This window comes from Thiomonas sp. FB-Cd (genome assembly GCF_000733775.1).
In the GTDB taxonomy this organism is placed as follows: domain Bacteria; phylum Pseudomonadota; class Gammaproteobacteria; order Burkholderiales; family Burkholderiaceae_C; genus Thiomonas_A.
Window position 1 is genome coordinate 2,408,824 of the sequence record NZ_JPOE01000002.1, and the last position, 14,244, is coordinate 2,423,067.

At 63.2% G+C, this 14,244-nt stretch carries 14 protein-coding genes; 4 read left to right on the forward strand and 10 right to left on the reverse strand.

What is annotated here, in order from left to right; genetic code table 11:
* Positions 1-71: 71 nt before the first annotated feature.
* From CD04_RS0111660 to CD04_RS0111685, 6 genes are all read right to left on the reverse strand, one after another.
* Positions 72-584 (reverse strand): arsenate reductase ArsC, encoded by a 513-nt coding sequence (locus tag CD04_RS0111660; protein WP_031406968.1) that lies wholly within the window; start codon positions 582-584, stop codon positions 72-74.
* 1 nt (position 585) lies between these two features.
* A complete protein-coding gene (gene arsA, locus CD04_RS0111665) occupies positions 586-2,370 on the reverse strand; it encodes an arsenical pump-driving ATPase (protein WP_031406971.1) in 1,785 nt (594 codons plus the stop codon).
* 17 nt (positions 2,371-2,387) lie between these two features.
* Entirely contained in the window at positions 2,388-2,732 is a 345-nt protein-coding gene (gene arsD, locus CD04_RS0111670; RefSeq protein ID WP_031406972.1) for an arsenite efflux transporter metallochaperone ArsD, read from the reverse strand.
* A 31-nt stretch (positions 2,733-2,763) separates the two neighbouring features.
* On the reverse strand, positions 2,764-3,243 hold the full coding sequence (locus tag CD04_RS0111675; protein WP_031406974.1) for an arsenate reductase ArsC: 480 nt from the start codon (positions 3,241-3,243) through the stop codon (positions 2,764-2,766).
* A 3-nt stretch (positions 3,244-3,246) separates the two neighbouring features.
* Complete coding sequence (locus tag CD04_RS0111680; protein WP_031406976.1) at positions 3,247-3,618, reverse strand: helix-turn-helix transcriptional regulator; 372 nt, start codon at positions 3,616-3,618, stop codon at positions 3,247-3,249.
* Between the two features lie 312 nt (positions 3,619-3,930).
* Positions 3,931-4,965 carry an IS630-like element ISCARN25 family transposase gene (locus tag CD04_RS0111685; RefSeq protein ID WP_031406978.1) on the reverse strand — a complete coding sequence of 345 codons (1,035 nt, stop codon included), beginning with the start codon at positions 4,963-4,965 and terminating at the stop codon, positions 3,931-3,933.
* Positions 4,966-5,316: 351 nt separating this feature from the next.
* Between CD04_RS0111685 and CD04_RS0111690 the strand changes: the two genes are divergently transcribed.
* Positions 5,317-5,709 (forward strand): hypothetical protein, encoded by a 393-nt coding sequence (locus CD04_RS0111690; protein ID WP_031406984.1) that lies wholly within the window; start codon positions 5,317-5,319, stop codon positions 5,707-5,709.
* 129 nt (positions 5,710-5,838) lie between these two features.
* On the opposite strand, the gene glmS is transcribed toward CD04_RS0111690, so the two are convergent.
* The 3 genes from glmS to CD04_RS0111705 form a co-directional block, all read right to left on the reverse strand.
* Entirely contained in the window at positions 5,839-7,647 is a 1,809-nt protein-coding gene (gene glmS, locus CD04_RS0111695) for a glutamine--fructose-6-phosphate transaminase (isomerizing) (RefSeq protein WP_031406985.1), read from the reverse strand.
* Between the two features lie 5 nt (positions 7,648-7,652).
* Positions 7,653-9,065, reverse strand: a complete 1,413-nt coding sequence (glmU, locus tag CD04_RS0111700; RefSeq protein ID WP_231480559.1) for a bifunctional UDP-N-acetylglucosamine diphosphorylase/glucosamine-1-phosphate N-acetyltransferase GlmU — start codon at positions 9,063-9,065, stop codon at positions 7,653-7,655.
* A gap of 124 nt (positions 9,066-9,189) precedes the next feature.
* Entirely contained in the window at positions 9,190-9,990 is an 801-nt protein-coding gene (locus CD04_RS0111705) for a hypothetical protein (RefSeq protein ID WP_031406989.1), read from the reverse strand.
* A 349-nt stretch (positions 9,991-10,339) separates the two neighbouring features.
* Here CD04_RS0111705 and CD04_RS0111710 point away from each other — a divergent pair, with 349 nt between their 5' ends.
* The 3 genes from CD04_RS0111710 to CD04_RS0111720 all read left to right on the forward strand — a co-directional run bounded on the left by CD04_RS0111710 (position 10,340) and on the right by CD04_RS0111720 (position 13,753).
* Entirely contained in the window at positions 10,340-11,719 is a 1,380-nt protein-coding gene (locus tag CD04_RS0111710) for a chloride channel protein (RefSeq protein ID WP_081857909.1), read from the forward strand.
* 90 nt (positions 11,720-11,809) lie between these two features.
* The gene (locus CD04_RS0111715; RefSeq protein ID WP_031406994.1) at positions 11,810-13,108 is read left to right on the forward strand and encodes an MFS transporter; all 1,299 of its coding nucleotides are present in this window, start codon (positions 11,810-11,812) and stop codon (positions 13,106-13,108) included.
* 132 nt (positions 13,109-13,240) lie between these two features.
* Complete coding sequence (locus CD04_RS0111720) at positions 13,241-13,753, forward strand: Dps family protein (protein ID WP_031406996.1); 513 nt, start codon at positions 13,241-13,243, stop codon at positions 13,751-13,753.
* 42 nt (positions 13,754-13,795) lie between these two features.
* Here CD04_RS0111720 and CD04_RS0111725 read toward each other — a convergent pair whose 3' ends face one another.
* On the reverse strand, positions 13,796-14,227 hold the full coding sequence (locus CD04_RS0111725; protein WP_081857910.1) for a hypothetical protein: 432 nt from the start codon (positions 14,225-14,227) through the stop codon (positions 13,796-13,798).
* Positions 14,228-14,244 lie beyond the last annotated feature (17 nt).

The following is a 14,244-nucleotide window of genomic DNA, read 5'->3' on the forward strand; positions in this document are numbered from 1 at the left end:
GTTTGGCGCCGGAGAGAATCGCCTCGTGCTCCGCCGCTGGCGATCCGGAGCGATGCATACGCGATGAGGGGTCACGCCCTGTTTTCTGTACGTTGTTGGCCCAGATCACGCAACTGGGTTTGCAGCGACATGCGGTCGATCTTGTCGATAGGCAGGGCGAGGAGCGGACGGATGCGAGAGGCGATTTGGAAGTGCACGTTGGCGAAGGCCTTGAGTTGACGCTCACGATCCCCGACAACCGCGGCTGGATCAGCGAAACCCCAGTGGGCGGTGATGGGTTGACCCGGCCATGCGGGACAGGCTTCGCCAGCCGCCTGATTGCAGACTGTAAAAATGAAATCCATCGACGGCGCATCCGGCGCCGCAAACTCCGTCCAGCTCTTGCTGCGCAAGCCGTGAAGGTCATAGTGCTGACCGGCGAGCACTTCGAGCGTGAGCGGATGCACTTCGCCGCGAGGATGACTACCCGCGCTGTACGCCTTGAACCGATCTCGACCGAGATGGTTCAAGATGACTTCCGCCATGATGCTGCGCGCGGAATTGCCGGTGCAGATGAACAGCGCGTTGTAGATTTTTGCGGCCATGTCAAGCTCTTTCGGTGATGAGGCTGGGGCGGGCAGTCAGTTCCAGCAGGCGATCGACGCCGACGGGCTCTTCTTTCAGCAGCGGCACGACCGCGTAGCGCCGGGCATGGCGGGTCGCGACGGCGTCGATTTCCCGCAGTTCGTGGCTGGCACGCTGACGCAGCAAGGGCGAGTTCGGCGCGGCCGCCGCGATGCTGTTGTTGATGATCCAGGCCCAGGGCTCGATCCCGGCGCGGCGCAGGTCGGCCTGCAGGTTTGCCGCCTCCAGCACCGGGGTGGTTTCGGCCAACGCCACGATCAGCACCTTGGTCTGCCTGGGGTCCTGCAACTGCATCATCGGGGTGGTGTAGTGCAGCCCGGTGCCGGCCATCTGGCGGGCGATTTCTCGGTGATAGGCGCCTGTCGCGTCGAGCAGCAGCAAGGTGTGGCCGGTCGGTGCCGTGTCCATCACCACGAACTTCCTGCCTGCCTCGCGGATGATGTGCGAGAAGGCCTGGAACACCGCGATTTCCTCGGTGCAGGGCGAGCGCAGGTCCTCGTCCAGCAGCGCCCGGCCTTCCGCATCGAGCCGCGCGCCCTTGGTGGCCAATATGTGCTGCCGGTAGCGCTCGGTTTCGATGTGCGGGTCGATCCGGCTGACCGTGAGGTTGTCCAGCGCGCCGCTCAGCGTCTCAGACAAATGCGCTGCCGGGTCGGACGTGGTGAGATGAACCGGCAGGCCGCGATGGGACAGTTCGGCCGCGATGGCGGCGGCCAGGGTGGTCTTGCCTACGCCGCCCTTGCCCATCAGCATCACCAGGCCGCGGCCGTCTTCGGCGATGCCATCGACCAAGGCGGACAGACTGGGGGCATCAAGTACGAGTACGGCCGGAGCCGCATGGGTGCTGGGCGCTTGCGAGGCCGTCGTGACCAGCAACTGGCGCAAGGCATCCAGGCCGACCAGGTTGAAGGGCTTGAGTGCGACCCGATCGCGGGGCAGAGTTTTGAGCACCTCAGGGATTGCGTCCAATGCGGTCCGTTCGTGCGCGCAGATGGCTGCGGCCAGAGGGTCGTGCGCGGCTTCTTCCGGCGGCAGGACGCCGTTGATCACCAGATACTGCTGCGACAGGCCAATGCCGGCGAGTTCCTCATGGGTGCGTGCAACCTCCCGCAAGGCGGCTGGCTGGGCGCGGGCCACCAGAATCAAGCGGGTACGCTGGGCATCGGCCAAAGCCTCCACGGCCGCCTTGTATTGGGCGCGCTGCTTGCCCAGTCCGGCCAATGGGCCGAGGCAGGAGGCATCGCCCTTGTCCGCTTCAAGGAAATCACTCCATGCGCCGGGCAATTGCAACAGCCGGATGGTATGGCCGGTCGGGGCCGTATCAAAAATGATGTGGTCGTAGTCAGCGGTCAGAGCCGAGTCGGTGAGCAACGCGGTGAATTCGTCGAAGGCGGCGATTTCGGTGGTGCAGGCGCCGGAGAGCTGTTCCTCGATGCCGTTGACGATGTCGTCCGGCAGCGTCCCGCGCACCGGGCCGACGATGCGCTCCCGGTACTGCTGCGCCGCTTGCTGCGGGTCGATTTCGAGAGCCGACAGGCCGGGCACACCATGGATGCGCGTGATCGTGTTGCCGATGGCCTGGCCGAACACCTGGCCAATGTTGGACGCTGGATCGGTACTGACCAGCAGCACCTGTTTGCCTTGCCCGGCAAGTTGCATGGCGGTGGCGCAGGACAGCGATGTCTTGCCCACGCCGCCTTTGCCGGTGAAAAAGAAAAAGCGCGGCGGCTGTTCGAGAAATTTCATGACGGTATTTCCCGCGTTCAGCAGCAGTCTTGCGCGGCTTTCGACTCTGCTGCCGGTTGTGAAATGCCTGCCCAGCGAGCCAGCTCCATACGGTTGGGGTAGCGGCCCGCCAATGCCACTGCACCGTCCACCAGAACCAGGGGCAGGGCTTCCTGGCCGGAGCGTTCCAGGAACGCTTTGACCGTCGGGTTTTCGGCGAATGCCAGCGGTTGCCGGGCCAGATTGAAACGCTCGATCTGCGCACCGTTTTGCTTGGCCCAATCGGCGTCCGCCGAAAAGCTGACCAGACTTTGATCGACCTCCACGCCGCACACGCCAGTGCTGCAGCACAGGGCCGGGTCATAGACTTGAATGGCTTTCATTATGAATCTCCATCAATGGTTGAAATTTGTGTCACAAAAAAGGCGTACCGATTCGATCTAGATGCGTCTTCAAGCATGCAGGATCGCTCTTCAACTCCGTCAGCGGCAGGGAGAGGAAGGCCTCGATGCGGGTGCGCAGGATGCGATAGGCTGTCATGAAGGCAGCATTGATGGCCTCGTCGTCCCCAGTTGCATGCGCAGGGTCTTCGACACCCCAATGCGCGCGCAGGACCGGGCCAAGATAGGCCGGGCAGGCTTCGCCTGCGGCGCTGGAGCAGACGGTGATCACGATGTCCGGGGTTTTGGGCAAGTCGTCCCAGGACTTGCTGGAGAGTCCAACGGCCGGGATGCCTTCCCGCTCCAGCAAGGCCAGCGAGCGCGGATGCACCTGCCCGGTTGGATGGTTGCCCGCGCTCATCGCCATCCAGCCGGCGGGAGCCAGGTGGTTGAACGTGGCTTCGGCCAGAATCGAGCGGCAGGAGTTCCCTGTGCAGAGAAAGAGGATGTTCATGGCTCAGGTTTCGACTAGGGTTGGCGAAGCTGTCGGCAGTGCCGTGTCGCAGTAGGTTGAAGCGCTGCTCAAGCCCGGACATTGCCCCGGGCGCCCGGAGCAGCACTCCTCGGTGAGATAGGCGATCAGATCCAGCATCAATGGAATGTTCGCCCGATAGCGCAGGTAGCGCCCCTCCTGTTCCACAGTGAGAAGGCGGGCCTGGGTCAGGGCCTTCAAATGGAAGGAGAGGTTGGTCGGCGGCACGTCAAGGGTGATCGCGATCTCGCCAGCCACCAAGCCCTCAGGCCCCTTTTTGACAAGCAGCCGATACACGTCCAACCGCACACCTGACGAGAGCGATTCGAAGATTGAAGTTGCGGATATTTTTTCCATTTTTCAAGTCTACAACAATGATTGAATTCATGCCTTGTGCTGTACGCATGCAGACATATGAATGACATGCAGTTGCTTTAGCAAGAGTCAACAATCACGAAATTGTCACATCGTGAGCCTAGTGTGAAAGGCCCTGCTGCATTGCATAACAGGGGCCGAGACTTTCCTGTGCCGTCCTTCGACCCGACCGTTGCGATGGTGCCGAGCGTTTCTGGCCAATTCGTAGCGCGCGTGCCAAAATCCATCCACGCCAAGCTCTCTCGTGCCCAAGCCGAGGGCGTGCCTTATTGAGCCGGCATCAACGAACTTGAATCAAGCCGCATAACGAACCGGTCCATGTTCGAAGTATTTGCGAATCCGCTCAGGCTGACGTTGCACGCTGCGCAGGTGGCGTGCGGTGGCCTTGACCAGTTGCAGCTTCGTGCGCGCCGGGGCCAGAGTCGTCACCGCTTGCTTGATGTCGGCGTTGGCCATCTCGTCGGGGTTGAGTTCGGGGCTGTAGCTGGGCAGGTAGAACACCTCGATCGCATCGGCGTGCTCGGCCAGCCAAGCTTTCACGGGCTTGGCGTGATGCACCCGCAGGTTGTCCAGGATCAGGAACAACTTCTTGCTCGCCCTTTTGATCAGCCGGCGCAGGAAGTCGATCAGGATGTCCGTGTTGAGCGCGCCGTCGAAAATGCGCCAGCGCATCTGCCCCTTGTTGGTCACGGTGGAGATCACCGACAGGCCGTGGCGCTTGTTGTTGACGCGGATCACCGGCGTTTGCCCCTTGGGCGCGAAGCCGCGACCCCGTACGTCGTCGCTGCGCAGCCCGCTCTCGTCGCCCCAGTGAATCTCCGCACCTTCGGACTTGGCCTTCGCGGCGATGACCGGGTAGTCCTCCTCGAGCCACTTCTTGACCGCCGCGGGCGACTGCTCGTACGCCTTTTTCATCGGCTTTTGCGGCGTGAAGCCCCAGCGCGCCAGGTACAGGCCCATCGTGCGCACCGCCAACCGGATGCCAAAGCGCTGCTCGATGAGCTGCGCGACCGCCGTGCGGGTCCACAGCGCGTAGGGCATCTTCAACGGGTCAGGCGTCTTGTCGGTGATGAGCTTGCGCACCGTCGCCTCCTGTGCCGCGTCCAGCAGCCGGCCATCGCCGCTCTTGCGCCCACTGGGTGCGTCGCGCAAGGCCTTCGCGCCCGCCGCTTCGTGGCGCTTGCAGATGTCGAACACACCGGTGCGGCTCAACCCAGTCTGCGCCGCAATCTCGTCGTAGGTCCGGCCCGCTTTGCGTAGGCGGATGACCTGCACGCGTCTCTCGTGTCGCGCGTCGCGCGACAGCGATCTCATGTCAGTTGCTTCCATCACACCAACATGATGGCGCATGCGAATACTTCAAGTTAAATACTTCCGAATCAATAATGCGTTGGCCTTGGTCGCGGAGGGCCTGGGGACGCGTGATCCTCATCCCTGAACGCTGTCTGTTCCCGGCGGTCCGCTTGGGATCGTCTCAGAAACGGATCGCAAAGTGCGTTCAGCGTATGTCCTCTTTCCCTGCCCTACCCTGGGCTCATCCCCGTACCCCACCCGTCTGCCTCCACTTCAGCTTCCACTGTCGAATCTTCCAAATCTGCATCCCTGGACGCTGCGCTGGCCCAAACCCGGGCGTTCAACCGCCTGCGTAACCTCGCGGAGAAAGCCGCCAAGGATGCCGGATTGCAGGTTCTGCGCCCGGTGGCGCAGACCTATCTGGCCGGCTTGCCGGTGCTGAAACTGCAAGCGGCTGAGGATGACCAGCCCGGTCGTGCGCCCTATTTGCTGCCGTTGGCGGCGGACATTCACACCCAGTTCGCGCGGTGGATGCGCGCCCAGCCTGCAAGCCAAACCCTCTCGGGCACGGCTTTGCATCCGTTGTCCAAGCAACTGCTGTATCCGCATCTCTCCTCGCCAGCGTACAGGCGGGTGGTTTGGGTGCGCACCTGCGGGTCAACCTGGATGGCTCGCCCGCAGGGGCCATCACCCCGGGGCGCCGGGACGCGGCCCGGCAACGCCTGGCCCGCCAGCCTTGAGTCCGCCATGACGTTCAGCACCCGAGTCGGTAACGACTGAAAAATCCGTAAACAGTCCAGTAGTTCCTTAACGCGACAGGATAGAACTTTATTTTTCAGGATAGTACTTTATTTGTTAGGATAGAATTTCATTTGGCGTCAACACATGGATTGCTCAGAACACCAAGAATCACTCCACCGTGACACTCTTCGCGAGATTTCTTGGCTTATCGACATCCGTGCCGCGCGCTACGGCAGTGTGATAGGCGAGCAACTGGAGGGGCACGACATGCACGATCGGGGAAAGCAATCCGTAGTGCTCTGGCAAACGAATGGCATGCACACCTTCACTGCTGTCGATTCGGGTGCCCGCGTCGGTCAAGACATAGAGCTCGCCGCCCCGCGCCCGCACTTCCTGCAAATTGCTCTTCAGCTTGTCAAGAAGTGCATCGTTCGGCGCCACGGTCACAACCGGCATTTCATCCGTGACCAAGGCCAGCGGGCCGTGCTTGAGTTCACCTGCGGGATACGCCTCCGCATGAATGTAGGAAATCTCCTTGAGCTTGAGCGCACCCTCCTCGGCAATCGGGAAGTGCATACCGCGGCCAAGGAATAGCGCGTTGTTCTTGCGCGTGAAGGCCTCGGCCCACGCCATGATCTGTGGCTCGGTGGCCAGCGCCGCCTGCAGCGCAGCGGGCAGATGGCGCAGCGCCTGCAAATATTCGTGCTCCGTTTGAGCGGCAAGTCGACCGCGCTGCTTGGCCAAGGTCAGAGCCAGCAAAAATAGAGCAACCAACTGGGTGGTAAACGCCTTCGTCGAGGCGACGCCAATTTCCACGCCCGCATGGGTAAGAAAGCGAAGCGAAGCTTCACGCATCATCGCGGATCCAGCAACGTTGCAAATCGCGAGTTGTCGCAGCATGCCCAAATCGCGGGCATGGCGCAATGCCGACAGCGTGTCGGCCGTCTCACCTGACTGCGACACTCCGACCACCAAGGTGTCGGGGTCCGGCACACTGTCGCGGGTGCGGTATTCGCTCGCCACTTCCACATCAACCGGGATGCGAGCCAACGCCTCGATCCAGTGCCGCGCCACGCTGCCTGCGTAGTGGCTTGTGCCGCAGGCCAGGATCAGAACCCGGCGTGCGCTGCCGAGCATCCCTGCAGTGTCACCGAACAACTCAGGACCGATGGAGGCAATCCCGTCCAGCGTGTCAGCCACCGCGCGCGGCTGCTCGAAGATCTCCTTTTGCATGTAGTGCCGGTAAGGGCCCAGCTCGGTGGCGCCGCTATAGGCCTCCACCGGGTGCCAGGCACGCTCCACGGATTCCTGTCGAACGTCGACCACGGCCGCCGCATCGGGGCTTATGCGCACCACGTCGCCTTCTTCGAGATAAGCCACGCGCTGCGCAGCTCCGGCAAGCGCCAAGGCGTCGGATGCCAGGTAATAACCATCGTCGCCTTGCCCCAACACCAGCGGGCTTCCGGCTCGTGCACCGACGACGACCAGCGGTTCAGCCGTATGCACCACCGCGATCGCATAGGCACCCCGCAACCGTCCGGTGGCCAAGCGCACAGCGCGCAAGAGATCCCCGCTGTACAAGCTGTGGACGAGATGGGCGATGACCTCGGTATCGGTCTGGCTTTCAAACCTGTAGCCTGCCTCGAGCAATTCGGCGCGCAACGCTTCGTGGTTCTCGACGATGCCGTTATGCACCAACGCAACCTGGTCACGCGAGATCATGGGGTGGGCGTTGTGCGTGGCCGGCGCGCCGTGGGTCGCCCAGCGGGTGTGACAGATCCCGGTCGCTGCGTCCAGCCCGCCGGCTTGGACGCGAAGATCAGCCACGCGCTGGGTTGTCCGCATGCGCCGGATGGAGCCGTCCTGCAAGACTGCCAGTCCACACGAGTCATAGCCGCGGTACTCCAAGCGCTGCAGGCCCTCAAGAAGCGTGGGCACGATGTTGTGACGGGCGCTAGCGCCGACGATTCCGCACATGGGATTCAGCTTCCTTGTTTGTCTTGTTTCACGGGCCGCGCCCATCCCGGAACGGTGGCCTGCCTCGCGCGTGAAAGCGTGAGCTGGTTGGGCGGTGCATCCGTGGTGAGGGTCGTGCCAGCGCCGAGGGTTGCGCCCTGACCAACGCGGACCGGAGCGACGAGCTGCGTGTCCGATCCAATGAAGACGTCGTCCTCGATGATGGTGCGATGCTTGTTCACACCATCGTAATTGCAGGTAATCGTGCCCGCCCCGATGTTCACGCGCGCACCCACGCTGGCGTCGCCCACATAGCTCAAATGATTGGCCTTGCTGGCAGGTCCGATATGGCTGTTTTTGATCTCGGTGAAGTTGCCCACATGCACGTGCTCGGCCAACTCGGTTCCCGGGCGCAGTCTCGCATAGGGCCCGATGCGCACGCCGGGCCCACACCGCGCACCGTCGATGTGTGAGAAGGCCTCCACGCGCCCACCCTCGCCCACGCTGCAGTCGCGCAGCACACAATGCGGGCCGACATGCACCCCGTCTGCAAGCTCCACACGCCCCTCAAACACGCAGCCGACGTCGATCAGCACGTCCTGACCGCAGCGCAATTCGCCACGAATGTCGATCCGCGCCGGATCGGCCAGCGTCACGCCTTCGGCCAACAGCGCCTGGGCCTGCCTGCCTTGCACGATGCGTTCGAGCTGGGCGAGTTGGGCGCGATCGTTCACCCCCAGGGTCTCGTGGGGATCGGCGCACGCCACGGCCTGCACCGGCACGCCCTCGGCCCGCGCCAGCGCAACGATGTCCGTGAGGTAGTACTCACCCTGTGCATTGTCGTTGCGCAAGCCCGCAACCCAACGCTTGAGCAGACCGGCCGGCGCCGCCACGATCCCGGTATTGACCTCGCGGACGGCGCGCTCGGCAGGGCCTGCATCCTTATGCTCAACGATGCGCTGCACCACACCGGCTGCATCACGCATGATGCGACCATAGCCCGTGGGATCGTTGAGGGTGACGGTCAGCAAAGCGAGATGCCCGCTTGCGGCGATATCGAGCAACGGTGCAAGCGTTGCAGGCCGCACCAGCGGCACGTCCCCGTAAAGCACCAGAACGACCGCTGTGTCATCAAGCAACGGCGCGGCCTGCAGCACGGCGTGACCCGTACCCAGCTGCGGGGCTTGCACGACAAAATCGACCCCGGCTGGGGCAAATTGCGCGCGCACCTTCTCGGCCCCGTGGCCGACGACGATGATGGCGCGCTGCGCTGCAAGCGCACTTGCCGTATGCAGCACGTGCGCCAGCAACGGCCTGCCCGCCAGCGGCTGCAAGACTTTGGGATGCGCTGAGCGCATGCGCGTGCCCTTGCCTGCGGCGAGCACAACGACCTGCAGAGGATGGGGCGATGCGCTGTGATTGGGAATCGGATCGAGCATCGTCCGATTCTAGGGTTTACCTGCAACCGACGGCCCCCCCTGCTGGGGGATAGCCCGGCAGGCACAGACAACAAAAAGGCCGGTGCTGAACCGGCCCTTTTGTTGGTGCGGAGCGTCCCGGATATCAGGTCGGCAGCGGCTGCTGGGTCGATTTCGTGGTGGACGGCACCTCAGAAATCAAGCGCTGCTGCAAGAAACCGGGAAGGCCGATCCACATGTCGAGCAGCGAAACGCCCATTTCGAGCATCGCAATCGGGCACGACAACGCCCCACCGATCAAGACCATCCAGGCAAAGTTCGGGTTCTGCTTCGTGAGGAACCAGCCCGAGTAATCCAGGAGCATGGCCAGAAAGGGGGTGAGCACTGAAATCGCCTTGATCTGATCGTTCACCCGCGTCTGCAGAAACAGCCAACCGGCAATCCAGAAAATCACGCCCAGCATCGTCAAGTGCACCATGCCGCCCATGAACATGCTGCTGTAGCTCATGCCCGTGTTGACCTTGGCGACATTTTTCACGTCTTCATAGGTGACAAGTGGGGGGTTATGCAACTGTTGGCTCATTGCCACGCTGTGGCACATCAGGCAGTGCTGCGCGATGATTGGTTTGATCTGCGTCTCATATTCGGCTTTGGTCTGGCCACCCGCCACCCAATGATCGATTGTTTGCGTCAACTGCGACCATTGCGCCTTCGGAACGCCGGCGTTGGTGAACATCGTGGGCAATACGGTCTGCAACTTGCTCGAGGAGCGGTCACCGTAATAGGAGAGCTGAACGTCCTTCAGCGTCACCCCCGATTTGCCGTCGAGTCCGGTGTGCGTCACATAGAGATAGGCTTCCGCGGCGAGGAGGCCAATGCAGACCAGAAAGATGAATCCTGTATGCAACAGCTTTTCGGAGAAGGACAGCTTATTGAGAAGGCGCATGATGGGAAATCGAGCGGTGTGAACGAGAAATGACGGGGGTCAACATCTTTAATGGTTTTCCCGAATCGTACTCCGCTAAAACCCTAATAGGCAATGCTGGTTTGGAATCTTGGAGTATCCAGATATTTCATCCTGACGTCCACCCGAACTCCCCGGGGGTATGAGGTACGGACCAAGCGCACCCGGTCGCAGTGCATGACCTCGGCGGGACATTGCCCATCGGGAACGGGCGTCACGTTTTGCCATCCATGTGACGCCAAGCCGCGACACGCGGCGTTGATCGCTCGCAGCGCAAAGGCGCTGGCCCGGGCTCTCGGGTTTAGGATGCAAGTTTGCTCTTAACGGACCCATGGGAACGCCTGCGAGTGAAAACCCGAGCGCCTACGGCGCATTGCGCAAGCGCGCGTGGATGCGTCTGGCCAAGACGCGATCGCGGCGGCTGTTCCTGCAGTTTGGTCTGCCGTGGGGCGGCGCGCTGCTGGTGGGGCTGGTGGCGGTGCTGTATGCGCGCTGGAGCAACGACGCCTACGAGCTCTTCCTGGGCTGGATCGCCGGGCGGCCCTGGCTGGCCTTCCTCATCACGCCCGCCTTCACCGTGCTGGCCGTGTTCCTCACCCGCCGCTGGTTCTCCGGCAGCGAAGGCAGCGGCATCCCGCAGGTCATCGCCGCCCTGCATGCCCCGCCCGACGAGACCCTCATGCACCGCCTGTTCGGCCTGCGCGTCATCGCCGGCAAGCTCGTCGTCTCGCTGCTCGGCTTCCTGGGCGGCATGACCATTGGCCGCGAAGGCCCCACGGTGCACATCGGCGCAGCCATCATGGCCGAGACGCGTCGCTTTTATCCCCATCGCAACCCGCGCCTGGAGCGCCAGCTCCTGCTCGCAGGGGCCGCTGCCGGGCTGTCGGCAGCCTTCAACACGCCGCTGGCCGGCATCATCTTCGCCATCGAGGAGCTGGCGCGCGACTTCGAGAGCCGCACCAACGGCACCATGATCACCGCCGTGGTGTTCTCCGGCCTGACCTCGCTGGCGCTGGCCGGCAACTACCTGTACTTCGGCCAGCTCAACGTGCCGCAGAACTTCCACCTCGCGTTCGTCCTGCCGGTCGTGCTCACTGCCATCGCCTGCGGCCTGCTGGGCGCCGCCTTCAACTGGGCGCTGCTGCGTTGGGAAATCTGGATGCCACGCCCGCTGCAGGCATGGCGCGCGAACAAGCCCCTGCTGTATGCGCTGGTCATCGGCCTGGCCATCGCAGCCCTGGGCGTGGGCACCGGGGGCCAAACCTGGGGCAGCGGCTATGACCAGGCCCGGCACCTGCTCGACGGCGCCGCCCCCCTCAGCGAAGGCTACGCCATCACCAAATGGGCTGCCATGGTCGTCAGCTACATGGCCGGCATCCCCGGCGGCCTGTTCTCCCCCTCCCTGTCCATCGGCGCCGGACTCGCCCAGTGGATCCATGCCGCCTTCGCCTGGGCGCCCATGCCCGCCCTCATCGCCCTGTGCATGACCGGCTACCTCGCCGCCGTCACCCAGTCCCCCCTCACCGCCTTCGTCATCGTCATGGAAATGACCAACGGCACCGGCATGGTCATCCCCATGATGGCCACCGCGCTCCTCGCCTCACGCATCGCCAACCTCTTCACCCCGCCCCTGTACGAAGCCCTCGCCGAAAAAAACTACTTCCCCAAACTCCCAACACCGCCCACGCCTCCCACGCCTTCACATCCCTGAGCCCCAACCCCCACGCCCGGCGCGGCACGCCTGACACGATCGGTCGTTCCGCTACGCTTGCGCCACAACGATAACCCGGAGGAGACAAGCATGTCGGCCATTTCCATGCCTGCGGGCGACACGACAGCCCTTGAAGCGGCCTACCGCAAGGTGGGCTGGCGGCTGATCCCGTTTTTGATGCTGTGCTATTTCGTGGCCTACCTGGACCGCGTCAATGTCGGCTTCGCGCAGCTGCAGATGAAGTCCGACCTGCAGTTTTCGGACGCCGTCTACGGCTTCGGCGCCGGCGTGTTCTTCCTTGGGTACTTTTTGTTCGAGGTGCCCAGCAACCTCGTGCTGCACCGCGTGGGCGCTCGCATCTGGATTGCCCGCATCATGATCACCTGGGGCATGATCTCGGCGTTGACCATGTTCATTCAGACGCCCACGATGTTCTACGTGGCGCGCTTCCTGCTTGGCCTGGCCGAGGCTGGCTTTTTCCCCGGCATCATTCTGTACCTCACCTACTGGTACCCCGCCGACAGGCGCAGCCAGATGACCGCCTGGTTCATGTCGGCTGTCGCGCTCTCGGGCCTGATCGGCGGCCCCGTGTCCGGCTGGATCTTGCATCATTTTCACGGTCACTCGGGCCTGGCCGGCTGGCAATGGCTGTTCCTGCTCGAAGGCGTGCCGGCCGTCGTGCTGGGTCTTGCGGTGCTCGTGTATCTGGACAACGGGATTGCTGCGGCGCGCTGGCTCACCGAGGCTGAAAAGCGCCTTCTGGCAGGGCGCATTGACGCCGAAGCCCAAACCAAGACCCACGTGTCCGCCTGGCAGGGCATGGGCAGCCCGCGCGTGTGGATTCTGGCTCTGGTGTATTTCTCGGTTGTGATGGGCCTGTATGGGCTGGGGTTTTGGCTTCCGCTGATGTTCAAGACAACCGGGGTGACCGACCCGCTTGCCATCGGCTGGCTGGTGGCCATTCCCTATGGCGTGTCCATCATCGCCATGATCCTGGTCGGCCGCCACGCCGATGCAACACGCGAGCGTCGCTGGCATGTGGCCATCCCCGCAGCGCTGGGTGCGCTGGGGCTTGTGCTGTCCACGCTCTGGACGACGAGCACCGTGGGCGCGGTCCTCACGCTTACCCTTGCCACCTGCGGGATCATGACGGTGCTGCCCCTGTTCTGGAGCCTGCCGACCGCCTTCCTCTCGGGCACGGCAGCCGCCGCCGGCATCGCACTCATCAATGCACTGGGTAATCTGGCCGGCTTTTTCGGGCCCAGCATCGTGGGCTGGGTGAAGCAGGCAACGCAGAGCACAAGCGGCGGCGTCCTGGTGCTGGCCGGGTTCATGGTGCTGTGCGCGTCGCTGGTCCTGAGCCTGCCGGCGCGCGACATCAACCATTGACGGCGACTGTCCTGGGTTGAAGCTGCAGCCATGAAAATTCTTCGCACCGCTGCTACAGTCGATCCATCACCGCGACGCCACGGCTTGGCGACATCCGCGGCACCTCGCCGAGCCGCGCAAAGGAGTCCCACGATGAGCAAGAAAGACACCCCGAAACTTCACGCCACGTCCAAGAATGTGCAAATCGGCATTGCCGACAAGGACCGGGCGGCCATCGCCCAAGGCTTGTCCCATCTCCTGGCGGACACCTACACGCTGTATCTGACGACCCACAATTTCCACTGGAACGTCACGGGACCCATGTTCAACACCCTGCACCAGATGTTCATGACCCAGTACACGGAACTGTGGAACGCCGTGGATCCCATAGCCGAGCGCGTTCGCGCGCTTGGCTATGCCGCGCCGGGCTCCTACACGGCCTTCGGCCAACTCACCAAGCTGGATGACGTGCCGCTTGCCCCACCCAAAGCCGAGGACATGATCCGCATCCTGGTCAAGGGCAATGAGGCCGTTGCGACCACGGCACGCGACCTGCTGCCGCTGACGGAAAAGGCCGGTGACCAACCCACCACCGACCTCTTGTCCGCGCGCATGGACATCCACGAAAAATCCGCCTGGATGCTGCGTTCCCTGCTCGAAGGCTGAGAGCGGCGCGGGCAGCCAAGCTGCCAAAGACCATGCACGACGTCAGTCGTCGCCGTGGCCGTGCCCGTGGCCATAGCCGTGCCCATGACCATGACCATGATCGTCATGACCATGCTTGTCGTGATGCCCGCCTGGCCGATCCCAGCCGGGGCCGTACTCAGGCCCTCGCACAAAATACACCGGTACGCCACAGGCGTTGTAGCGGCGACAGTATCGACTCCACTTCCTGGCCTGGCCTGGCGGCACGTGCATGTACACCGGAGCCGGCTGCACCACGGCGGGCGGTGGAGGGGCAATGATGACAGGCTGCGTGTAGACCACTGGCGGCGGGACGTTGCCGATGTCCACACGGCCATATACGCCAGGGCTAATCTGCCCGGCAACGCTGAGCGACACACTCTGGGCTTGCGCGCCGGTGGCCGCGATGTCGGCGCCGACCAGCACGGTGATGGCGAAGGCGAAGGGGCTCGGCATCAATGCAACTCCTCGAT

Excerpts from the sequence above, each read along its gene's own strand:
- CD04_RS0111660 (WP_031406968.1), bottom strand. The coding sequence starts at position 584 with ATGGCCGCAAAAATCTACAACGCGCTGTTCATCTGCACCGGCAATTCC.
- arsA (WP_031406971.1), bottom strand. The coding sequence starts at position 2,370 with ATGAAATTTCTCGAACAGCCGCCGCGCTTTTTCTTTTTCACCGGCAAA.
- arsD (WP_031406972.1), bottom strand. The coding sequence starts at position 2,732 with ATGAAAGCCATTCAAGTCTATGACCCGGCCCTGTGCTGCAGCACTGGC.
- CD04_RS0111675 (WP_031406974.1), bottom strand. The coding sequence starts at position 3,243 with ATGAACATCCTCTTTCTCTGCACAGGGAACTCCTGCCGCTCGATTCTG.
- CD04_RS0111680 (WP_031406976.1), bottom strand. The coding sequence starts at position 3,618 with ATGGAAAAAATATCCGCAACTTCAATCTTCGAATCGCTCTCGTCAGGT.
- CD04_RS0111685 (WP_031406978.1), bottom strand. The coding sequence starts at position 4,965 with ATGGAAGCAACTGACATGAGATCGCTGTCGCGCGACGCGCGACACGAG.
- glmS (WP_031406985.1), bottom strand. The coding sequence starts at position 7,647 with ATGTGCGGAATCGTCGGCGCTAGCGCCCGTCACAACATCGTGCCCACG.
- glmU (WP_231480559.1), bottom strand. The coding sequence starts at position 9,065 with ATGCTCGATCCGATTCCCAATCACAGCGCATCGCCCCATCCTCTGCAG.
- CD04_RS0111705 (WP_031406989.1), bottom strand. The coding sequence starts at position 9,990 with ATGCGCCTTCTCAATAAGCTGTCCTTCTCCGAAAAGCTGTTGCATACA.
- CD04_RS0111710 (WP_081857909.1), top strand. The coding sequence starts at position 10,340 with ATGGGAACGCCTGCGAGTGAAAACCCGAGCGCCTACGGCGCATTGCGC.
- CD04_RS0111715 (WP_031406994.1), top strand. The coding sequence starts at position 11,810 with ATGTCGGCCATTTCCATGCCTGCGGGCGACACGACAGCCCTTGAAGCG.
- CD04_RS0111720 (WP_031406996.1), top strand. The coding sequence starts at position 13,241 with ATGAGCAAGAAAGACACCCCGAAACTTCACGCCACGTCCAAGAATGTG.
- CD04_RS0111725 (WP_081857910.1), bottom strand. The coding sequence starts at position 14,227 with ATGCCGAGCCCCTTCGCCTTCGCCATCACCGTGCTGGTCGGCGCCGAC.